Raw genomic sequence first — 22750 nt, forward strand, 5'->3', positions numbered from 1 at the left:
TTGAATGCTGGGAATCAAAGCCCTAAGCCAGCTGCTTCGATTCCCATCGTGATCAACCCAGCCAAATAATTTTCTGAAAACCGATCGGAAAAGTGTAATTTTGGCAAGACGCCATATTGAAACACTGCTGCCAGCTGCTTTTCCAAAAAGGAGCGCGACACGAGCGCCTGCCATTCAGAGGGCAAAAACAAAATGACTTGATGCGGGTCCGTCACTGCCACGATCGCTTGAAGAGTGGCAGTCACTTGTTCTGGGATCGCCTCTGTTGCCAAAGGGTAAGAAGCCGTGTAGAGATGCGGCAAATGCTTGATTTCGCCACTTAAATGGTTGGCTCCTTTAAAGAGCTGTTGGTCGATGACCAGTCCCGCACCTGGCGGATAATTTTTCGGAAAATAAATGCCAGCCACGATTTTTTTCTCTTCTTTGAAATGAAATACCGCAGCATTCACGTCATTCTCAATAAGCGTTTTTACAGCGATCTCCTTTTCAATCAATTCCCCTAGCGCCATGTCCTTAAATGCTGGAGCATCCATGATCTTCAGTCTTCCAGCAATTTCCACACCAGGAATTCCCACGACTGCCAAGCTGATTTTCGGGTATTCCTGTTTTATCTGACGAATCACTTGCAAGAACTGCGGCAATCGGCCCTCTGCTGACTGCTCATGATGCAAAATGTTCCCGACGAGATCGACGACTGAAAAACGAATCACGATCTGCTGGTCTTCTTCAATAAACTGAATGATCAACAACAGTGTCCGTTGCGCATTGTACTGGAAAGCCGCAGCTTGACGTCCTCCCGTTCGTTGCGGTTGATCCGTCGTCAAAAGCAACTGCTTTTCAATCAATTCAGGAAGCAGCTTGTTGATCGTTACCACGCTTAATTGAGAGGCATCTGCCAGTTGGCGCTTGGTCATAGGCGCTTGCTGCTGTTTTAGCAAATCCAGCAATACTGCCTGATTATGTAATTTAATGGTCGTTGGCTGATAAGCTTTCATTTTTCTCCCCCTCAACGCTCCTATTTTAACAGATAAAAAGCTGGGAATATACCTTTATTAATTTTGTTAACAAAGGTATAATAGAAGCAACTTATTAAACAAAGTTTACTAAGTTCAAAAAAAAACGATCTATATTGCTTATTAAAGGAGTTGTCGATAATGAAAATTGAACACATCGCACTATATGTCAATGATTTGGAAAAAATGAAGACATTTTATGAAACCTACTTTCAGGCGGTCAGCAACCCAAAATACCATAATCCGAAAACAGGCTTTCAGTCCTATTTTTTGACCTTTGATTCTGGAAGTCGGTTAGAATTAACGACCAAGAAATTTTTAAGCCCTCGTATCAGCGAAAGCTTAGGCTACACTCACCTTGCGATTGCAGTTGGTGATCAAGCTGACGTCGATCGATACGCTCAACGGTTTGTTGAAGATGGCTACCCTCTTTTAAATGGTCCTCGTACAACAGGCGATGGCTATTATGAAGCAGTTGTCCAAGACCCCGAAGGCAATTTGATTGAATTAACCACCGACGATTTACCGTCTTAGAAAGGATTTTGCAATGAAAGAAGACTTTGATTATCAAGCGATGTTGGCTGGTCAATTGTATCAAGCTGCTGGCATTCTCCCTGAGAATGGTTCAGCGGAGGGAAAAAAACGTGCCCAGGAAATCAACCATTTACCAGTCGATGACCGAGAACGAATCATCGCCAAAGAAAAAGCACTCTTTGGCAAATTTGGGCAGCATTGCTTTGTCCAACCACCCCTTTATGTTGACTATGGTCGCCATGTTGAGATTGGCGATCACTTTTATGCCAATATGGATTGCATTTTTTTAGATGTCAATAAGATTCTGATTGGTGATCATGTGATGGTGGGACCACGGGTCAGCTTCTATACCGCCGGTCATCCAATCGATTCTGTGGTCCGCAGTCAAGATTTGGAATTTGGCCTACCGATCACCGTCGAAGATTACGTTTGGATCGGGGGCAATAGTACGATTTTACCAGGTGTCACGATCGGCAAACATGCCATCGTCGCTGCTGGTTCCGTCGTCACAAAAGATGTGCCGCCGAATACGATCGTCGGCGGCAATCCAGCCCGTGTGATCCGTGAGATTCAGCCGGCTGACAAAGAACATTGGGAAACTGCCGCCCAGCTCTATCATCAAAAACGAGCAGACTGGCAGAAGCAGCAAAAATAACGAAACAAAAGGAGACGCCATGATTTTTACAGACTATCACGTCCATAGTGATTACAGCGATGATTCTTGGTATTTGATGGAAGATGTAGTCAAAGACGCCATTAAACTAGGCTTAGCAGAAATCTGCTTTACCGATCATGTGGATTATGGAGTCAAAGAAGACTGGCAAGCGACGGATACGTACCTCGTCGGGGCCAATAAAGTTGTAAAAAATATCTACTACGACTTGTATTTTAACGAACTGGCACGCTTAAAGGAAACATACAGTGACCAAATCAAGCTAAAAACTGGGCTGGAATTTGGGATGCAAATGCACACAATCCCACAATTTACCCGTCTTTATCATTCGCATCCCTTTGACTTCATTTTACTTTCCGTTCATCAGGTAGACGATCAAGAATTTTGGACTGGAGAATTTCAAAAAGGACGCAGCCAACAGGAATGCTACGAGCGCTATTATGATGAAATGTATCAGCTAGTCACGACATATAAAGAGTATTCCGTCTTAGCCCATATGGATTTGATTCGTCGTTATTTAGATAAAGAGAAGGACGCTTTTGAACAAACGAAAGAACAAATCGCAGAGATCTTGAAAGTCGTGATCAAAAATGGCAAAGGCATTGAACTGAATACCTCTTCCCACCGTTACGGAATCAACGGGTATACGCCATCGATCGAGATCCTCAAGCTTTATCGTGACTTGGGGGGAAGCGTGATAACCATCGGCAGCGACAGTCATAAACCAGAGCACCTCGGGTTTCAAATCAAAGAGGGACAAGATCTTTTACGGTCATTAGGATTTACTAAGCTCTGTACGTTTGAACAGATGCAGCCGATTTTTCATCGTTTTGCTTAACCTAAAAACACCTGATAACACACACACTGAAGCGACCTCAACTTGTTAGAATTTTGGTCTAACTGTTCGAGGTTGCTCCATGATCAGGTGATTTTTTGTTGCTCAACGAACCGAATGCTTTCGCGCAAACTCCATGACTGGCGCAAAGTTCAGTAATAATAAGAGCCCAATCAGCCCTACGCCAAATAATGCCAGATAAATTGGAACCAAGGCTAACAGCAGCCAACTACTAATGATGATCATAAAACTTAGCATATATCGGCTGGATTTCAAAATAAATAATTGGAGATTAAGCAAAAGAGCTTCCTTGATTGAAAGAGACGGTGCCGTTGCGACCACTAAAAAATAGTTGATCGCAAACGTCAAGGCGACGATCAGCAGAAACAGATTTAGCCATTTCAATTCAGTGATTTGGATCGTGACCCTCAGTAACAATAAATTTGCACTACATAACCCAATAACGACTAAAACAGGAAGCCACCCTAGAAGACTATGCTTAAATTTCCTGCGATAGGCCAATAAAAACACTTTTGGGGTACCATCTTTCTCCTTTGCTTCTTTCAAATAGATGAGTAACGCTGTAAAAGCTGGTGCTACTGGCAAGAAGGACAGGAGAAACAATGGTAAGGTGCTAAGTTTGATTTCCATTGTTAGCAATAAAAAAAGAAGGGGTACATTGAACAACCAAAACAGCAGCGTCCCTAGAAAAGTATAGATAATATAGTTTAAATAAGATAGATGATGAAACAGTTTGTAGCTATCTTTTTGATTAATCTCCGATTGTCGAACATTTTTTTTCATCTGTCGCTCCTTATAACCCTATTTTTCTATATGAGATCGTCAGTTTTTTCCATAAGCTCTTCAGCTTATTTTGTCCCGCTATTGCCAATCCCCAAATTGATTTGGAATAAATATTTTTGTCCTAAGAAATAGATAATGATCTGTGGAAGTGTCAACAGCAATGACATTACCATCAGCATTGACATATTGACGGTACCCGCTGGATTGGAGGTGGCAGACATAGATTGTGCGCCTAAAGCTAAGGTCATTTTGCTCGTATCTGATACATAGATCAAAGGACCCATGATGTCGCTCCAAGCAAAGTTAAAGGTAAAAATAGCAATAGCAGCCATCGCTGGTTTGATCAACGGTAAGACTATTTTGGTAAAGGATCTAAATGGTCCTAAACCATCCATTTCTGCTGCTTCAAATAAGTTTCCTGGGATCGCCGTAATAAATTGGCGAGTAAAAAAGATATTATAGGCAGAGCCAAAGAATTGCGGGATGATCAGTGGCCAAAGAGTGTTATAAAGACCTAAGTTTCTAAAAATCAAAAATACAGGAATCAAGGTGATTTGACCTGGTAACATCATTGTTCCTAATACCAATAGAAACAATTTGTTTTTATGTTTATACTTCATTCGGGCAAAGCCAAAAGCAACCAGTGTCGAAGAAATAATTTGTCCAACAATGCTGAGAACGACGATCAGCATCGTGTTGAAAAACCACAACAAGATTGGTCGCTCTCCTGAAAAGGAATCTCTAAACAAATTGGTGAAATTGGACAAATAGAATTCCGTTGGCAGTAAAGTAAACTGTTCTTTGATATTTGACTCTGGCGAAGCTAGTGCAATCGAAATCATATAAACGAATGGAATGATCAAAATTCCCGCAAACAAAACCAAGGTCAGATAGATCAATAATTTAGATACTTTGGATAGATTTTTATCTAACACTTACTTCACCTCCTCTTCATAAAATACCCATAAGCTTGAGCTCTTCAGCACAATCAAGGATAAGACCATCACGATCATAAACAACACCCATGCCATTGCCGAGGCATAACCCATCCGATAGAATGAAAAGGCATTTCGATAAAGGTAGGGAACGATCATTTCGCTGGCATAATCAGGACCACCACCGGTCATCATATACACTTGAGTAAAGGTCTGAAGGGACCCGATAACTCCGGTAATCAGGTTGAAAAATAAAATCGGCGAAATTTGGGGAATGGTTATACTAATAAACATTCTGAATCTGGATGCACCATCAAGAAGTGCCGATTCATACATTTCTTCCCCCACACTATTGATGGCAGACAGCATCAAGATCATTGTTCCACCGACACCCCATAGAGAAAGGAATACGAAGCTCCAAAGCACATGGTCCTTACTCAACAGCCAAACTGGTCCGTCGATACCAAATAAGGCTAATGCCTGGTTGACTAATCCTTTGGAAGAAAGCAGACGGGTAAACAGCATCGTGCTCGCAACGATTGGTACAATGGAGGGTAAGTAATAGATGGTACGAAAAACACGCATCCCTTTCAAATGAAAGCTCAATAAATAAGCCATACCTAATGAAAGTAATAAATTGATTGGCACACTGATCAAGGTATATTGAAACGTATTTGCTAAAGCTTTTAAAAAAATATCATCCTTAAAAAGACGCAGGTAGTTATCAAACCCAATAAAATTAAATTCCGAAAACATATCCCAATCAGTAAAACTCATGATGATCGAAAAAATCATTGGTCCAATGGTAAAACAAACAAACCCAATGATCCAAGGTGAAACAAAGGCAAAAAACCAGCGGGACTGAGTCCGCTTACGCTTTTTTTGATTTAGTTGAAGTTGTGTCGCTGAACGATCCAATAGGAAACCCTCCTTAACTAAGGTGCTTAAGGAAGAAAATTTTTCTTCCCTAAGCTATCCTTTTTCTGAATTAATATTGTTCCATGATTTTTTCGCCAGATTCTTGCATTTTCTCAAGCGCTTCTTCTGGTGTTAAACGGCCAAGGAGCATTTCTTTTACTTGATTGCTGAACTCTCCGGTCAGTTCTCCGTAGTAAGGACCTTCGAAAATACCATCGATCACAACACGTTCTGTCGAGATTCCTACGACGTCCAAGCGAAGATCTTTCCCATTTACTTGTCTATTGGTAAATTCTTCAGAGTTCAATACTTTGATATTGGCAGGAGAATCCACTAAACTTTCACCAAGAATTTTTTGTGCTTCTTCGCTCGTCATATATTCAATGAATCGAAAGGCGGCATCTTGTTTGGTCGATTGCTTAGAAATCGCTAAGGCACTTCCGAAAGGCCACGTAACTTTTTCATTGAAAAAAGGCATCGGTGCAATATCAAAATTTAAATCATCCAGTTGTGTGAAGTTGCCAATATTCCAAAATCCTGTCGTCAACATACCAATTCTACCTTGTGAGAACATTGAATCCGCACCAGACTGCGCAACAGACTCATAAAATTCATATGTGCCAACATAACCGTCTTGGTATAGATTATTAAACCAAGTAAGAACTTCTAAGTTTTCGGGAGAATTGATCACAACCTCGTTATCTTCCACAAGGGAACCGCCATTGGACTTGATAAATACTCCCCAGTTTGGCACCCAATCCATTCCACTAGCACCATACTGAACCGTTTCGCCGTTTTCTATTTTTGTTAATTTTTCGGCAGCAGCTGTGTATTCTTCAATCGTCCAATCATTCGTCGGGTATTCGATCCCTGCTTCATCAAATAAGTCTTTATTGTAGTAAAGAATTTCTGGGCCCCCTCTATCCGGCAAACCAAATGGTTGGCCATCATAGGTATATTGGGTCATTGCATCCCCCCAATTGCTTTCTACGTCAATCGATGATTCCGCAATATAGTCTGAAAGATCAATAAATAATCCCTTAGAAGCAAAGTTTTGCCCATTTTCTGCCACTTGGACAACGTCAGGTGCTTCATTTCCGGCATACATTGTTTGCAGTTTGGTGTCATAATCACTTGGCACTTGAACGAAATCTACTTTTATGTCAGGATTCGCTTCCTCAAAGGCTTTGATACGTGGCTCATAGATGGGAAGGTCACCTTCACCTCCCCACGTATAAAACTGGATCGTCGTGATTTCTCCATCCGAATCATTATTGTTGTTTTCTTGCCCACAAGCAGCAAATAAGACTACTGAAGACGCCAATAAAGATGTTTTAGCAATTTTCCCAAAGTTCATAGCCATTTCCCCTTTTCTTATTCATTCGTTGTAACGCTCTTCAAGGTAACGATCGATTGCCGAGGGATTGTCAGAGCCTGAGAAGCGATGCTCTGCTCTTTTAAATCAGACTCACTATCTGTCGTATAGCTGATGATTTCGTCAAATCCGACGCCTTGAAGATCAATCTCTTTTTCCTGAAAACTATTATTGATAAGCACTGTAATAAGTTCTTCTTCGTTTGCTTCATTTTTCCCCAAAAAGCTTACAACATTCACCTCTTTGTCGTCGCTGATTGCGGAAACTCTCGTGTACCCTGGTCGAATAAACTTGCTGAAATTTCCCATCCCCCAAAGTCTTTTTGTCGGAATAATTTCTTTTGAACCCAAATTTACATAAATCAGACCATCTCGATAATCGTAACTACTGACTGCGATCCAATATTGCCAAGCAACCACATCAAGGATCGTTAAATCATCGTGCATCTCGTTGGCTAAGTTTAGGGCAGAGTCCATAGTGTAGTCGCGACCATTGATCATTTCTGTCCACTCTGACATTTTTAAGGTAACATCGATTTCCTTTTCGTCTAACCACTCTTTAAAATTCATTTTCTCGACGTAAGTGGTCCAATATGAATGGATTTCCCACGTGTCAAAGTAATTCATCAATGTATCATTTTCGATGATTGCTTCGAAATATTCCTTGCTGGTGTTTGCCCATTCTCCTAATTCAGGCATCGATAGCGCTATTTGTTTCAACTCTGGTCTTTTTTGTTTTTCTTCAATAAATACCTCTAAGAGTGCGACTACTTCAGCTGGATCGTAGTAGGTTCCCTCCTGGCCACCAGTCCAATCCCATTGTGGTTCATTGATTGGCGACACATGCGTGACGGGAATGCCTTCTTTTAAGAAGTGTTCCGTTACATCATAGACGTAGTTAGCAAATGCTTGATAATTCTCAGGAGCTAGATTACTGCGTTTTTCTTCCAGCTGATCACCATATGCAGAACCATTTTTCGTTAACCTCGTCAATGGGCTATTGACGAATAAATAGATATCATCAATTCCATAATCAACCGCTGTTTTCAGCATCCATCGTGCATTTTCATCCTTCGACCAATCATAGACTTTGGGTCCTTCTTCAAAACTTTCTGCTCGTCGCCAGGGATCTCCAATGCGAGGACTATTTTGTAACGTACTTCCGGCGCCTAAGTTGTAGCGATACGACGTCAAGCCAATCCCTTCAAGCGGATCAAATAATAATTCTGCGATATATTCTCGCTTCGAAAGTTCTGCTGTTTCTTCTTCGATCCAGCCACCGACATCTTGACTCCACCAAGCTCCACTTGCGCCAAAGCTTTCAATTGTCTGATAGGTTTCTGCCGTATTTAAGGTGATCGTCGCCGTTTCAATGACTTCATCTGTCTCTGGCTCTTTTTCTTTCTGTGTATTTTCCTCGACCGTTCCACACGCTGTCAGTATACTCAATAAGACCAAAGGAATAAGGAGTGTCCGCTTTTTTATCATGTACTTCCCTCTCTATTCTTTAGAATCAATCGTGTATCTGGTAGTCCAGGTGAGCGCAGCGACACAACTGTCTCTTTCTTGCGCGCTCCTGCTACAAAGCAAAGCAACTTTCCTTGCATCGTTCGACGGAATGACTCTGTATAAGCGGTAGTATCTGCTAGATCACCATTCTCCAAACCTAGTAATGTCCCATTTTCGACTTCTACATAGACCATTACTTCTGCTGCTAACGGATTTTCAGCATAATCTAAGACTTGGCATTCGATTTGATGAAGGTTCTTATTTAGTGTTAAATCGGTAGCAGCCAATTTCTCCCGCCATCTTTGAGGAATTTCATAGTTCATAGCTACCAAAGAAGTTGGCGCTGCTTCGGGTCTTATTTCATCATGCAGAATCGTTTCTTCAAATACCGCTTCCACCGACAAGGTTTTTGGCTGATAGTTGATCCGTGCAACATAATAACCAAAGGTATCATCATAACGAACATTGGGTACTTCCAAGTTGCCAACCTTCAATCGAATCTCTTTTGCATTTGTATAACACCTTACTTCAATTTCTTGCTCAGCTGGGTAAGACCATTTTCGATAGGTGGGTTCCCATTCTGCTCTTCGTTTGTTTTTCTCGTAAGGAATCGTTGTCAAATAAACAGTCGGTTCTTGACTCCACCAGCTCTTTCTCTTGTAATAACTAGGCTTTTCAATACCAGCCAATGTCAATAAGCCTGCCCCAGATCCGTGAATTGGCCAGCCATGGGCTTCCCCTAAATAATCAATGCCCGTCCATAAAAATTGTCCAGCGATATACGGAAGAGTGTTTGCCGTTTGCCATTCTTTAAACCCGTGACTGTTCTCACTCCCAATAAAAGGTTTATCTGGGAATTTGCGATGATCCTCTTCGTATAGATGTTCTTTGTAGTTATAGCCAACGACATCCAAGTGATCGATCAAGCCAATTTTCGTAGATAATTCTGGAAAAGCTGCTGCCAAGGTAACTGGTCGAGTCGGATCAAGTGTTTTGCTCAAACGGACCAGCTTTTCGGCTATCATGCGTAACCTTCTCATATCAGGGCGATGTGGATTATAGATACGCTCAGCTTCTGGTTTGCTATTGTCATTATTCCCTGTCATTTCAGCAAACAATGGACTAGCATATGGATCATTGGGATAATCAATCTCATTGCCAATGCTCCAAGCAATGATCGATGGATGGTTTCGATTGCGTAAAATCATATTTTCCAAATCTTTTTCATACCAAGTTGGAAAATGTTCTGCTGCTCCTTCTAACTTGGGTGGATACACATTATGACCTTGCCACCATTTATTTTTAGGATTTTCCCATTCATCAAATGCTTCATCAAAGACTAAAAATCCCATGGTGTCGCATAAACGATACAAAGCAAACGAATGAGGATTGTGTGCCATTCGTATCGCATTTGCCCCCATCTCTTTTAACTTTATTAAACGCCGTACCCATACCTCCATCGGAACAGCTGTACCGAAAGAGCCCGCATCTTCGTGCAAGCAAACACCTTTGATTTTCAGCTGCTGCCCATTTAAAGAAAAACCCTCATTGACATCAAATTGAAAGGATCTGATCCCGACATACTCGTTGTATACGCTCTCATTTTCCTTCAAGGATTCTTCTTGATAGCTCAGCTTTGTTCGTAGCTGATAAAGATTCGGCACTTCAGGTGACCATAGCTCTGGCTTTTCAATTTTTGCCTTCAATGTGACTGTGCGGCGTTCCCCTGCGTTAAGTTGGATTTCCTGACTTATGTTCCTCACTTTTTCCGTTTGTAAGCTTTCCAGCATTTGTTCGATCCTAACAACACGGTCTTGTTTTAAGGTATTTACTAGCCGATGTTCAATCACTAGCTCTGCTTGCTGGTCTGTAACACATGGGGTTGAAAAACTCGTTCCGTATTCGTCGATATAAATAGAATCATGAATTTCAAGAGAAACGGGACGCGTGATTCCATTTCCGTTATACCATCTTGAATCTGCCAAATCCGTGTGCTCGACACGGACACTAATAAGCAAGCTATCATCCGAATTGTAAGTTAAAATCTCTGTCAAATCATAATAAAATGAAGCATATCCTGAAGGTCTCATCCCCATATGATAGCCATTGATCCAAACCCGAGCGTTTTTATAAACACCTTCAAAATGAATTTTTACGACTTTATTCGTAAGGTCACCCAACGCTTGCAGCGACTGTTTGGTTCGATACCAACCTATCCCTCCGGGTAGATACCCTGTTCCGCTTGAAAAGTGTTTTTCAAAGGGATAAGAGACACCCCAATCATGAGGAATCGTTACCTTTTCCCAAGTAGAATCATCAAAATCTTTTTTCCATGCTTCTTTTTCTTCTTGTTTTGAGAATCGCCATTCATTCAAAAAACGTTTTTCCATTTAATCCCTAACCTCCCTTTTACCAATACTCAAGTAAAGAAATCGCTTTCTTTCACTTAATTTTACTAAAACATTTAATGAAGAACATAGTCTATCCGATTCATTTTCATGTATTATATGATATGAAGAAAAAAAGCGCCTACCTTTTCGTAGGTAATAGGAGGGAACTATGTACCACATCCATTCGAATATATTTAATCCTGAAATTATTTATGTCGTTGACTTTTGGAATAAAAAGAAAAATCTTCGGGGCTACCACCATCATGATTTCATTGAGATCAGCATCGTATTAGAAGGAACCGTTGATTACGAATTTAATGAGACCCGCACAAGGTTATTTACTGGAGATGCCCTCCTTTTTAACCCTGGTCTTCCTCATACTGAAATCCATCCGGCTGGGATGGAATCCCATGAACTTCATATCGGCCTTTCCAATATTCTGATCGAAGGACTTCCTTTTAATACCTTTCCAAATGAAAATCCCCTACTAGACTTGGGAATTTATCAAGAAGCGTTTTTCAAAAAAGCTTGGCAGCTGACCCAGGAGTTCAATAGCCATAACCTTCATCACGATTTGATGGGCAAAGGAATCATTCTCGAAATGCTAGCTTTGATTTTAAGAAGTTTGACGCCCTCCGATCCAAACAATTGCCTGGCAGCGATCTCTGAAAAAGATAAACAAAAACAAACGCTAGTGAACCATACGATTTATTATTTGGAGAATCATCACCAAGAAGACATCACATTGGAAATGCTAGCAGACATGCTTTATATTAGTCCTGCCCAACTTTCAAAAGTCTTTCGGAAAATCACTGGTCGTAGTCCGATTAAATATTTGATCGAGATTCGGCTCAAACATGCCTATGAGCTGTTGCTTCATACCAATTTGACCATCAAAGAAATCGCAGAAAAAGTAGGTTATCATGATCCTTTTTATTTTAGTAAACTATTTAAAAAGCATTATCATCTTGCTCCTTCTAACGTTCGTAAAAGAAACTAACTGAATTTGCAGACAAAAAAGGATGCATCGCTGCACCCTTTTTCTTATACGATTACTTGCTTCATATAGCCTGCTTCGTCAAAATCTAATGGGGAAATGCGAACCTGTCGATGAAATCCGCGGGCTTCTTCTGGATACTTACTAAGTGGAACAGCAAAGCTGTGATAAGCAATATAATACCTATCAGAATGCTCTAAAATACTGTGATGACCGGTTCCTAAAATGCCTTTTTCACCATTTTTTTGTAAGACAGGATAATGATAGTGAATCGGTCCATACAATGAAGAGGAGGTACCATAATTCACATGATAGTCTTCGCTGCGGGTATCTTCTCCCGACCAAGTAAAATGATACAAATCATCTTTTTTCAAAACGGTAATGGCTTCTCGAAAATCTTCCAGCCCTTGATATTCTGCTAGCGTATCAAGTTTGACTGTTCGCATGTCATCTCCCAACGCTACGATCGCAGCCGTTCCTCCCGCAGAATTGCCAAACAATAGATAGTACTTTCCAGCTTCTACGTAAACAGATGGATCAATGACTTGACTCATGTTTAACCCATAGTCATCGATAAGGTCAGGACTCAAAAGCGGTTTCTCATCTGCAATAAAGGGACCTGTTGGATGATCCGCATAAGCGACACCGATTCCTGAGCGTCCATCCGCCATTTTTCCAGTAAAGTAAAAATAAAACGTTCCTTCTTTTTCTGCTGTACAAGGTGCCCACGCACCACCGATCGTCCATTTCACTTGCGAGGATGCTAGATCAAGGATCGTTCCTTTATTTGTCCACTGAGTAAGATCTTCTGATTCAAATACCGAAAAGCTTGTCCCAGACCAATCGGTAAAACCATCTGATGTTGGATATAAGTAAAATTTCCCGTTAAATGACACCAAATCAGGGTCTGCATAAAGACCATCTAAAACCGGGTTTTTCTGTTGATAATAGGTCAGTAATCGTTGGTACTCATCATCTGTGATCGTAATCACTCCACCATGGCGCTTGATAGATTGACCGAAGTCAAAGGCAGAAACAGGTTCGAAAACGCCTGTTGCGAGATCATCACTTACTGCGATCCCATATCCGGTGCCTTTTTTAAAGTGATCTACGATCAGCGCCCATTTGCCATCAGGTAATTGGTACAATTGCGGTCCTTCAACCCCTTCTAATTGAGCGAGATATTCAGAAGTTACTTCCTGATAGTCTCCTGTCAGCTGTTGACTGCGATCTAAAAAAATGCGACTATTTTCTTCGTTTTTTGTAAAACGATAATAATACCCCTGACTAAAAACAATCGTTGTATCGATCACATCCATCGTTTTTTCAATAAATAGCACTGGCTCAGTAAACGTCTGAAAATCCTTGGTAGAAACAGAATAAATCTTATGTTTTCCACTGACATTTGCAGCAAAATAGACAAAAAATGTCTCTTTTTCTGCATCATAAATTGCCTCTGGCGCCCACAAATTCCCGCCATCTTCTGGAGCGATCGTTGCGGTCCATGGGTTTGTCCAATACACAAGATCCGTTGATGACCAGATAACCATCTGGCGGCTACCATTGGTTTGAGCCTTTGCCCAGCCAAGTCCCTTTTCAATACGCAAATCTGTCGCAATGAGATAATACGTGTCCTTTCCCTTAACTAGAAAAGGATCTCTGACTCCTTTTTCCCCAAGATCACTTTTCAAAACGGGATGGCCTTGATTTAAATCTGTAAAAGTCAACCCATCCTTGCTCACACTAAAGTATACTTGTTCACCATTTTTTTGCTCGCCAGTGAAATGACAAAATAAATAAGCCGTCATCCAATCCCTCCTAATTCCTTCTCTAGGCACTCGACTTCCTTCTCTCTCATTTTATAGAAGTTCCCGTGAATTTGTATAAGTTGATGAACGAACTTTTATAAGATTTTGAAACACTTGCTTTTCTATTTTCTTACACGAGCGACTCCATTGACTGGCCATTCTTTGCTATTTCTTGTCAAAAATCATCGGTCATTGTTTGCTCATTTTCTTTTTACCTGAAGTTTGTGCAGCAAATAAACGATCAAAAAAAGCACACATCCGAAGGTGGATGCGTGCTTTCTCAACATTAAAATCGATTGAAGATTTTATACATTTATTTGAAAGAAGTTAGTTCGTCCAAGCAGCAACTTCTTCTGGGTGATTGGCTACCCAATCTTTGGCTGCATCTTCGGCTGACGTTCCGTCATTGATTGCTAACATGACTTCTTCCATGTCTTCTTGTGTCCAGTTGAAACGATCAAGTACTTCGTAGACTTCTGGCATGTCATCTGCTAATCCTTGGCGTACAACAGTGTTGATGCTTTCTGCTTCACCCATTGTTCCTTCTGGATCATCCAGATATTTCAGATCATATTTCGCAAACATCCAATGTGGAGACCAGCCAGTAATAACGATCTCATCTTGGTTCTTGATGGCTTGGCCTAATGCCACTGTCATCGCTCCTGAAGAAGAGGTAGCGACATTCCAATCGGAAAGGTTGTCATAAGTTGCAACCGTATTTTCCGCTGCATTTACGACACCAGCGCCTGGTTCGATACCAGTGATGGTTTTTCCAGCTTCGTCAGAAAGGTCTGCGATGGAATCTACATCCATATAACTTGGTACAACGATCCCCAGTTTTGCCCCCTCTAAGTTAGGACCTAAGTTTTCAACTTGGTCTTGGTACTGTTCATACTGGGATTGATGCGTAGATGGCAGCCAAGCAGCGACCATCCCGTCAACTTCCCCTTTTGCCACCGATTCCCACATGATGGCATTATCCAAAGGCGTCGTATTGACTTCGTAGCCCATTTGCGACAAAACTTCTGCCACCACATGGGTAGATGCAACTTCCGTATCCCATTCGACATACGCCAAGTTCACCGTGCCTTTGCTGTCAGAAACATTTCCAAAGGCAAACGATGCGCCAATCAAAGCAACGACTGCCGCTGCAGCAATCCCGCCAAAAAGACGTTTTTGTTTGCGACTTGTCTTGCTGGCTGCTTTTTGATGTGCCGAACGATTCAAATTCTGGGTAAAGCGATCCATGATGATCGCCAAAATAACTAAGGATACCCCACTGACAAATCCGTTACCGACTTGTGCTCGTTGCAAGGCGGACAAGACGCCGCGCCCTAACCCAGGAGCACCGATCATTGACGCGATCACGACCATTGATAATGCCAGCATCGTGGTTTGGTTGACCCCAGCCAAAATAGTGCTTTTGGCTAGTGGCAATTCTAATTTGATCAGTTTTTGCCAGCCAGTCCCACCGAAGGAATCAGAGGCTTCCACCAATTCACGAGAAATTTGGCGAATCCCTAAGTTCGTCATCCGAACGGTTGGTGGTAGAGCAAAGATCACTGAGGCGAAGACCCCTGGAACCATCCCGATCCCAAAGAAAGCAACCGCAGGAATCAAATAAACGAAACCAGGCATCGTTTGCATGAAGTCTAAGATCGGCGTCACGATACTTTGCGCTTTTTCGCTTTTCGCCATTAAGATCCCTAGTGGAATCCCAATGATGATCGAAACCAAACTCGACAATAAGACCAACGTGACGGTGTTCATCAAGTCTGTCCATAACCCTTGGTTATAGATGAACAGCAACCCGACAAAAGTAAAGGCTGGCAAGCCGAATTTTTTGCGTGAAACGAAAAAGGCAGCAGCCGTCAATAAGACGATCATTAATAACGGTGGTACAAACAATAATACATTTGTAATAGCGTCCATGATAAATTGTCCGAAAGACTGTAAGGCTGAAAACAATCCACTGAAAGTTCCTGTTAGCCAATCAGTAAAGTTTTCGACCCAATCAGCCACCGGAATCGTATGTTGTAAGAAATTATCCATTTGTCACTACCCCTTCCTCTGCTTGAGCGGCTGAATCAGTCTCAGCCAATGCTTCAATCACACTTCCGCGAATCACGACTCCGATCAAACGATCGTTTTCTACCACGGCTAAAGGTGTAGGCGAATCATAGATCAAATTGAAGATATCCGTTACCAGCATATCTTTATCGATCTTTTTAACATTTTTATCAATAACTTCCTTCAAGGTCAGATTGTTTTTCCGTGCCTCACGAGCAGACTCGGCTGTCAGGCTTCCTTTTAGGTGACGACGTTTGTCGACGGCTAACAGCATGCTGACTTCTTCTTTCCGCATCCGGTTCAATGCTACGCTTGGTCCATCGATCTCGATGTTCGTCGTCAATGCTGGGACCATGATGTTTTGCGCAGTCAAGACTTTGGAACGATCGACATCTTCCACGAAATCACGCACGTATTGGTTGGCAGGATTCGTCAAAATATCTTCTCCTGTACCGATCTGCATGATCTGACCATCTTTCATTAAAGCGATCCGGTCACCGATCCGCAAGGCCTCGTTCAAATCATGGGTGATAAAGATAATCGTTTTTTGAACATTGGCTTGCAATTCTAAAAGTTCATCTTGCATTTCACGGCGAATCAGCGGATCTAATGCTGAAAAGGCCTCATCCATCAAGAGGATCTCTGGATCATTGGCTAACGCACGGGCAAGTCCCACACGCTGTTGCATCCCTCCAGACAGCTGGTCAGGGTATTGGTCTTTAAAAGAAAGCAATCCTGAGTTTTCTAACGCTTTTTCCGCTTTCGCTGTTCGTTCTTCTTTCGAGACCCCACGGACTTCTAGTCCGTATTCTGTGTTCTCTAAAATTGTCCGATGAGGGAAAAGGCCAAAGCTTTGGAAAACCATGTTGATTTTGTGACGGCGAACTTCTCGTAGTTCCTCTTTACTCATTTTGGCAACATCCACGCCATCTATGTAAATATCTCCGCCAGACGGCTCGATCAATCGATTCAATAGTCGAATCAATGTTGACTTCCCGCTTCCAGAAAGGCCCATGATGACGAAAATCTCGCCTTCGTTGACTTCAAAGTTCACATCATAGACCCCAACGGTGGCACCCGTTTTTTCTAAAATCTCGTTTTTGCTGCGTTGTTCTTTGACCATGGCAAGAGCTTGCTGCTTTTTCTTACCGAAGATTTTGGTTAAGTGTTCCACTTTAACTTTACTCAAATGATTAATACTCCTTTTTCTGAAAAATTTCACGAAAGTGACCATACTATCTTAACAAGATGTGGTCACTTTGTCAAAAAAAATTTCCCAATGCTTTTTCTTTTGCAAAAAAAGCATGGGAATCAGGAAAAAGAATTACGCTGAATGGTCCGTTGGATAGAAGAAATTGGTCATGCGCTGCAACGCCAATTCATTCCCGACAAAATAAATCGTATTGCCTGCACTGAATTTCGCATAAGGTCCCGGTGACAACAACAATTCTTCGGTTGTTTGGATCGCTATGATCGTCGCCCCTGTTGCCTGCCAAACATTCAATTCGTTGATACTTTTTTCCAAATGCTGCGCCTGTTCCGTCAGCTGAAGCTCAAAGGGCACAAACGGACTCATGTGGTGTACCTTTTTGGTTTGCTGCACTAGCGTGTTCAACAAGTCAGAAAAATTATCCAGCTCTTGCTGCTGCCGCTCCACACTGTCTAAAATATCTTGTCTAATTTCTTGGATCGACTGCACATCTTGGTATTGTTCCACAAAGGCCTGTGCTTTTTCCTTTGAAGCAATATAGGCGCCGCTGCCATGACGGACGTCCATGATTTCTAAATCAACTAATACATTGATCGCTTTGCGGGCTGTTTCAGGAGAGACATTGAAATTGCTGGCTAATGTTGAGCGTGCATGGATCTTTTGCCCAACTTGGTAGCGATTTTCAACGATTCGTTCCGCGATCGCTACGGCAATCTGCTGATAACGAGGCAAAGCGACCTTCTTTTTATCTTGAAACTTATTCGTCATGATGAACTTCCTTTACTTTTTTTTCATCATAACAAGAAACATTGTTGGTGGCAACTATTCACTGGTTCGCGAATTTTTGATCAAGCGGGCACGAATGATCGCTGTTTCTTGCTGTATCTGCTGCTGTAGATCTTGCAGCAGTGTTTCATTTGTCTCATCAAGATCAATCAAAGTATAGGCAACTCCGGCTTTTCTCTCACTCGCCAAATTATCGATATCCACGCCTGCTTCAGAAATGATCCGCAATAATGGGGCAAAAGCACCAGGCTTGTCGTGATAAAACAGCGCTAAGCGATACGGTGCCAAAAAAGGCAACTCTGCATGGGGGAAATTGACCGATTCTTGAATCGTCCCAGCGCGTAAATAGGCATGCATGCGATCAAAAACTACGTGGTCCCCCTTTTCCAAGGCATTGGTAGTACTGCCGCCGATATGCGGATAACACAACACTTTCGGTTGTCCGATCAAGCCCGCACTAGGAAAATCAGTGATGTATTGTTTGAGCTGATTTTTGGCTAATGCTTCTAAGACGGCTGCTTCTTCCACGATTTCCCCGCGACCAAAATTCATCAGCACTGCATTTTTTTTCATCTGCTGAATCGTTTGTCGATTCAGCATGCCTTTGGTCTCTTGACTTAAAGGGAGCAAGACCACCACAAAATCTGATTCGGTCAACAGCATTTGCAGGTCACTGACTTGCTCGTAATCGTGTGCTGCTTTCTTCGTTCGGGCATAGCCCAAAACCTCCATCCCTAGCTGATGACAGGCTTTTGCCACCCGTTCACCGATCTCTCCTAACCCTAAAATACCGATGGTTTTTCCAGCTAATTCTTCGCCAATCACTTCTTTTCGCCGTTCTTCAGCTACCTTCAACACCTCTTCTGCTTCAATTTGACCGGACGCTAGTTCTTCTTGTAAATCGGCTACCGTCTGGATCGCTTTGAATAAGGGGCGAACGCTGAGAAATAAATTGGATAGCACCAACTCTTTGACTGCATTGGCATTGACACCAGGACTATTGAAAACTACTGTGCCATTTTGAGTACACCGTGCCAAATCGATCGTATTGGTGCCTGTTCCTGAGCGAGCGATCACAGCTAATTCTGGAGTGATCAATTCGTTAGGAACCGTTGAACTGCGCACAAACAGCGCCTCTGGGGCCGCTTGATTTTTTAACGAGTATCCTTTTTTGATTGCTCGCTTAGCTATCGTTTCGGTCATCTTATCTAACTGATAAATCGTCTCCATAAAGCAGACCTCCTTTTGTCTTTAGTGCGTATTAGTCAAATAGTACAAAAAAGTGCGGTAAAATGATAGCAATACGCAAGAGAGGATGATTTCTATGCACCTATCGATCACAAATTTTCCAGATGAACAGCCGATCGTTGGCAAAAACTCGCAGCTTCAAGACACAACTTTAGGAGACTATGTCGAAATTGGCGAAGCCAATCACATTGATCATTCTTCCATCGGCAATTATACCTATACGGGGCAATATTGCTTTATTCAGAACAGCCAATTAGGACGTTTTATCAGTATCGCAGCGATGGTCCGCATCGCCCCTACCAATCATCCCTATGAACGCCCTAGTCAGCATCTTTTTGCCTATAATGGCGAAGGCTATGGATTTGCGCCAAAGGACGAGTCCTTCTTAGAAAAACGCAAAGCAAAAACGACCGTCATTGGCAATGATGTCTGGATCGGCCACGGTGCCGTGATCCAATCTGGTTTGACCGTCGGTGATGGTGCCGTGATCGCCTCAAACGCAGTCGTAACCAAAGATGTGCCGCCTTATGCGATCGTCGGCGGGGTTCCAGCAAAAGTGATCAAATACCGCTTTGATCCAGAAACGATCACTGCTTTGCAAGAAATCGCTTGGTGGAATTGGAATCGTGCAGAATTAAAAGCACGCTATTTAGACTTTCGCCTCCCAATCGAAGATTTTGTAGCAAAATACACCCGTTGATTATGCACTTTTTCCGCTTAGTACGAGGAATGAATGATAACACATCACAGTCATTCATTCTTCGAAAGTCTTTGCCCGAATGATTTTTTAGAAATAAATAAAAAACACAAAATATCTATTGTATCGAGGAATTCCTGTGCTAAAATGGAGAAATCAAATGAAGTTTTTCACGAACTTTTAAAGGAGTGTTCTATTTGTCCATTTTAGACTATCGTCCATTGAATCTATACACCAATTATCGCGAAGCTGCTGAGACGTTTCCTGACACCCCCATCATCCATGATGAAGTGTTGCCAGCATTTCCTGAGCTTGGCTATCGTAGTACCTACCGTTCGAGCCATGAAATGATTTTAAAGCGTGCTTATCAACTTGCCTCACTTGGCGTGCAAGCAGGAGATAAAATCATTCTGTATAAATCTTCAAAATTCGATACGTATTTGTTAGCAACGGCTGCTTCTTACCTTGGTGCCGTTCCTGCTATGATCTCCTATCATTTTCCTGCTGAAACCATCGAAGTGTTTGTGGATCGCTTAGAAGATCCTTACATCTTATTTGATGAAGAAACCGAAGGCCGCGTCGCACAAGTGAAAAATAGCAGTACTGACAAACAGATCGCTGTTCGCCATTTGCTACAACAACCAGAGGAACCAGTGGAACAAACTGAATTACCGGTGGATCAAATTTCCTATATGACCCATACTTCTGGAACGACGGGTATTCCAAAATTGATTTGTCATTCAGCAAACTCCATGGGCTGGCGGACAAAATGGCAAAAAACGATCTTCACCAAGATCGATCGCACCAAAGCTGACTCTGATTTAATTGCGTTCCATATTTCACCGGTGCACTCCCGCTTCAATATCGGTATCTCCTCCTTGATGGCGATGGGCTTCCCGATGATGCCATTAGCCAATGCCAACGGTGCTCATGTCGTAGGCATGTTAAAAGAATACCCACCGATCGCTTTGGAAACTCATCCAAACAATTTTGTCCAGTGGAGCTTTGTGGCAAAAGAACAACCAGATGCTTTTGCTAATATTCGTTACTATCACTCAACCTTTGATGCTATCAACAATCAAACAATGGCGACTTTTTTAAATACTTCAGCAACAAAAGAAGCACTCTTTTTGCAAGTCTATGGTCAAAGTGAATGCGGGCCAATGATCCTAAAAGCACATACCTTAGAAAGCATCGCTACCAACGATGCCCGTGATATGGGTGTCGGTCTGGAGGACTTAACGAGAGCACGGATCGCCGATGCCGAGGGCAACGAGCTGCCAGCCAATACCGATGGGCACATCCATTTCCTTTCAAAAGGACGCGCGTTGACCTATTATAAAGAAGATCAGCGTTTTGCTGACAATGTCTATGGCGCTTGGTGGGACAGTGGTGATTACGGCATGATGGATGATCAGGGACATCTTTACTTAAAAGACCGTCAAGTGGACTTGATCAAAAATATTGAAAGCAATCTTGCCTTGGAAGACCTTTTGCTGGATCATTTAGACTTCCTTGCCGAAGTCGTGATCGTTCGCGACAAAGAAAACTCACCGCAACCAATCATTGCTTTAGCACCAAATCGTCAAATGGATTGGGATGCTTGGTGGAAAATGGTGGAAGATCTCCCTCACCTCAATCAGCCAATTTTACGCGACTACGAAGATATCCCACGAACAGCAACCATGAAAGTCCAACGACTACAAATTGAAAAAGAATTCAAAAATGTAGAATAACGCAAAAGAAACGGCCAGCAGATTTCCCTGCTGGTCCTTTCTTTTATTTTTACTGTTTTTTCTTTGCTGATGTTATTCTTTCACTGATCGTTTTCTTGAGTAGATACATTCTTTAGGTTGCCCATATTGACTTAGCTTTGTTTCTGCTAGCGTGATGCCAAAGCCCTTTCCATCAGGTACCAGCAGCTTGCCTTCATGCAAAGTTGCAGGCTGTGTAATGACATCATCATAAAAGTAACGATCAGAAGCGGAAAGATCCCCAGGAAAATGGAAAATATCTTGACTCGCAAATTGCAAATTCATGGCTCGTCCCACACCAGACTCAAACATGCCGCCTAACCAAACGAGTAGTCCATGGGTTTGACATCGATCAAGGATTCGCAAGGCTTCGGTGATCCCACCGACACGGGGGATTTTCAGGTTGATCGCACGGCAGCTGTCCAGGGCTGCGACGGTATCGACGTCTTCTGCCGTTCGAATATCTTCATCCAAACATAGAGGCGTCTTCATCTGCCGCTGTAGCTGACTGTGCCCCACCAGATCTCGTACCTTAAGTGGTTGCTCGATCATCACCAAGCCTAAGTCATCAAGTGCCAAAATGCGTTCTGGCTCACTCTGATAGGCTCCGTTTGCATCTGCCATCAAAAGCAATTCTGGAAAGGCTTGTCGAATCGCTCGCAAGGGTACCAGATCTTGCCCAGGCTTGATTTTTAATTTGATTCGTTGATACCCTTGGGCGACATAATCGGCAACAAGAGCCACTAGTTTTTCGACAGAGTCTTGTATGCCAAGACTAACGCCAACAGCGACACTCGGTCGGGTTGCGGTATAAAGCTCTTTCACACTTTGATGCGTTTGCTTGCCATATAGATCCCAAATCGCTGTTTCCAAAGCCGATTTTGCCATGTAGTTTCCTTGGACCGTTTGAAACAGCTGCCAAACTTCTTGCGGATGCTCGATCTCTTGGTCAATCAATAATGGGATCAGTGCTGTTTCAATCACTTGTCGAGCAGAAAAGAGGGTTTCTTCAATGTAATCTGGCTGCTCAAAAGCGACCAATTCACCGATGCCCATCGTTTTATCCTCTGTCGTCACCAAATAAAGATCAAAAGCTTTTTCTGTTAATTGTCCATAACTTGTCACAAAGGGTTGTTTGAGGGGCAAGCGACAGGCGATGCGTTCAATTTTTTCAATCTTCATTGCGTTCTCTCCT

Annotated in this window: 19 protein-coding genes; 6 read left to right on the forward strand and 13 right to left on the reverse strand. The window is 42.4% G+C overall.

Translation table 11 applies throughout. The features are described from left to right. Positions 1-14 precede the first annotated feature (14 nt). A complete protein-coding gene (locus tag IGI82_RS13755) occupies positions 15-995 on the reverse strand; it encodes an ROK family protein (RefSeq protein WP_438842341.1) in 981 nt (326 codons plus the stop codon). A 159-nt stretch (positions 996-1154) separates the two neighbouring features. Between IGI82_RS13755 and IGI82_RS13760 the strand changes: the two genes are divergently transcribed. Genes IGI82_RS13760 through IGI82_RS13770 form a run of 3 tightly spaced genes read left to right on the forward strand, consistent with a single transcriptional unit; the run spans position 1155 to position 3058 of the window. Further along, positions 1155-1547, forward strand: coding sequence for a VOC family protein (locus tag IGI82_RS13760; RefSeq protein ID WP_438842342.1), 393 nt, complete (start codon positions 1155-1157; stop codon positions 1545-1547). 13 nt (positions 1548-1560) lie between these two features. Continuing rightward, positions 1561-2202, forward strand: coding sequence for a sugar O-acetyltransferase (locus IGI82_RS13765; RefSeq protein WP_016608797.1), 642 nt, complete (start codon positions 1561-1563; stop codon positions 2200-2202). 19 nt (positions 2203-2221) lie between these two features. After that, on the forward strand, positions 2222-3058 hold the full coding sequence (locus IGI82_RS13770) for a histidinol-phosphatase HisJ family protein (RefSeq protein ID WP_438842343.1): 837 nt from the start codon (positions 2222-2224) through the stop codon (positions 3056-3058). Positions 3059-3160: 102 nt separating this feature from the next. Here IGI82_RS13770 and IGI82_RS13775 read toward each other — a convergent pair whose 3' ends face one another. The 6 genes from IGI82_RS13775 to IGI82_RS13800 all read right to left on the reverse strand — a co-directional run bounded on the left by IGI82_RS13775 (position 3161) and on the right by IGI82_RS13800 (position 10985). Continuing rightward, positions 3161-3859 carry a hypothetical protein gene (locus IGI82_RS13775; protein ID WP_438842344.1) on the reverse strand — a complete coding sequence of 233 codons (699 nt, stop codon included), beginning with the start codon at positions 3857-3859 and terminating at the stop codon, positions 3161-3163. 65 nt (positions 3860-3924) lie between these two features. After that, complete coding sequence (locus IGI82_RS13780) at positions 3925-4794, reverse strand: carbohydrate ABC transporter permease (RefSeq protein WP_087627851.1); 870 nt, start codon at positions 4792-4794, stop codon at positions 3925-3927. Continuing rightward, a complete protein-coding gene (locus tag IGI82_RS13785; protein WP_223597543.1) occupies positions 4795-5712 on the reverse strand; it encodes a carbohydrate ABC transporter permease in 918 nt (305 codons plus the stop codon). 70 nt (positions 5713-5782) lie between these two features. Then, positions 5783-7069 carry an ABC transporter substrate-binding protein gene (locus IGI82_RS13790; RefSeq protein WP_223597542.1) on the reverse strand — a complete coding sequence of 429 codons (1287 nt, stop codon included), beginning with the start codon at positions 7067-7069 and terminating at the stop codon, positions 5783-5785. Between the two features lie 17 nt (positions 7070-7086). After that, entirely contained in the window at positions 7087-8574 is a 1488-nt protein-coding gene (locus IGI82_RS13795; protein WP_438842345.1) for a glycoside hydrolase family 30 protein, read from the reverse strand. Beyond that, positions 8571-10985, reverse strand: a complete 2415-nt coding sequence (locus IGI82_RS13800; RefSeq protein ID WP_438842346.1) for a glycoside hydrolase family 2 TIM barrel-domain containing protein — start codon at positions 10983-10985, stop codon at positions 8571-8573. The genes IGI82_RS13795 and IGI82_RS13800 overlap by 4 nt, the downstream gene beginning before the upstream one ends. Positions 10986-11154: 169 nt before the next feature. Here IGI82_RS13800 and IGI82_RS13805 point away from each other — a divergent pair, with 169 nt between their 5' ends. Beyond that, a complete protein-coding gene (locus tag IGI82_RS13805; RefSeq protein WP_438842347.1) occupies positions 11155-11985 on the forward strand; it encodes an AraC family transcriptional regulator in 831 nt (276 codons plus the stop codon). Between the two features lie 44 nt (positions 11986-12029). Here IGI82_RS13805 and IGI82_RS13810 read toward each other — a convergent pair whose 3' ends face one another. The 5 genes from IGI82_RS13810 to IGI82_RS13830 all read right to left on the reverse strand — a co-directional run bounded on the left by IGI82_RS13810 (position 12030) and on the right by IGI82_RS13830 (position 19086). Further along, positions 12030-13790 (reverse strand): family 43 glycosylhydrolase, encoded by a 1761-nt coding sequence (locus IGI82_RS13810; RefSeq protein WP_438842348.1) that lies wholly within the window; start codon positions 13788-13790, stop codon positions 12030-12032. A 327-nt stretch (positions 13791-14117) separates the two neighbouring features. Continuing rightward, entirely contained in the window at positions 14118-15842 is a 1725-nt protein-coding gene (locus IGI82_RS13815; RefSeq protein ID WP_005228611.1) for an ABC transporter permease/substrate binding protein, read from the reverse strand. Beyond that, complete coding sequence (locus IGI82_RS13820) at positions 15835-17049, reverse strand: quaternary amine ABC transporter ATP-binding protein (protein WP_005228609.1); 1215 nt, start codon at positions 17047-17049, stop codon at positions 15835-15837. Before IGI82_RS13820 ends, IGI82_RS13815 begins: the two co-directional genes overlap by 8 nt. Before the next feature lie 135 nt (positions 17050-17184). Next, a complete protein-coding gene (locus IGI82_RS13825) occupies positions 17185-17838 on the reverse strand; it encodes a GntR family transcriptional regulator (RefSeq protein WP_005228608.1) in 654 nt (217 codons plus the stop codon). A 54-nt stretch (positions 17839-17892) separates the two neighbouring features. Continuing rightward, a complete protein-coding gene (locus tag IGI82_RS13830; protein ID WP_081116350.1) occupies positions 17893-19086 on the reverse strand; it encodes an NAD(P)-dependent oxidoreductase in 1194 nt (397 codons plus the stop codon). Between the two features lie 94 nt (positions 19087-19180). On the opposite strand from IGI82_RS13830, the gene IGI82_RS13835 reads away from it, so the two are divergent. Together IGI82_RS13835 and IGI82_RS13840 are read left to right on the forward strand one after the other, a co-directional pair. Next, positions 19181-19804, forward strand: coding sequence for a DapH/DapD/GlmU-related protein (locus IGI82_RS13835; protein WP_438842349.1), 624 nt, complete (start codon positions 19181-19183; stop codon positions 19802-19804). 194 nt (positions 19805-19998) lie between these two features. Next, on the forward strand, positions 19999-21537 hold the full coding sequence (locus IGI82_RS13840; protein ID WP_266166989.1) for an AMP-binding protein: 1539 nt from the start codon (positions 19999-20001) through the stop codon (positions 21535-21537). 72 nt (positions 21538-21609) lie between these two features. Here IGI82_RS13840 and menC read toward each other — a convergent pair whose 3' ends face one another. Further along, complete coding sequence (menC, locus tag IGI82_RS13845) at positions 21610-22737, reverse strand: o-succinylbenzoate synthase (RefSeq protein WP_438842350.1); 1128 nt, start codon at positions 22735-22737, stop codon at positions 21610-21612. Positions 22738-22750 lie beyond the last annotated feature (13 nt).

The sequence above is a fragment of the Enterococcus sp. AZ067 genome, assembly GCF_051715005.1.
Lineage (GTDB): Bacteria > Bacillota > Bacilli > Lactobacillales > Enterococcaceae > Enterococcus_D > Enterococcus_D casseliflavus.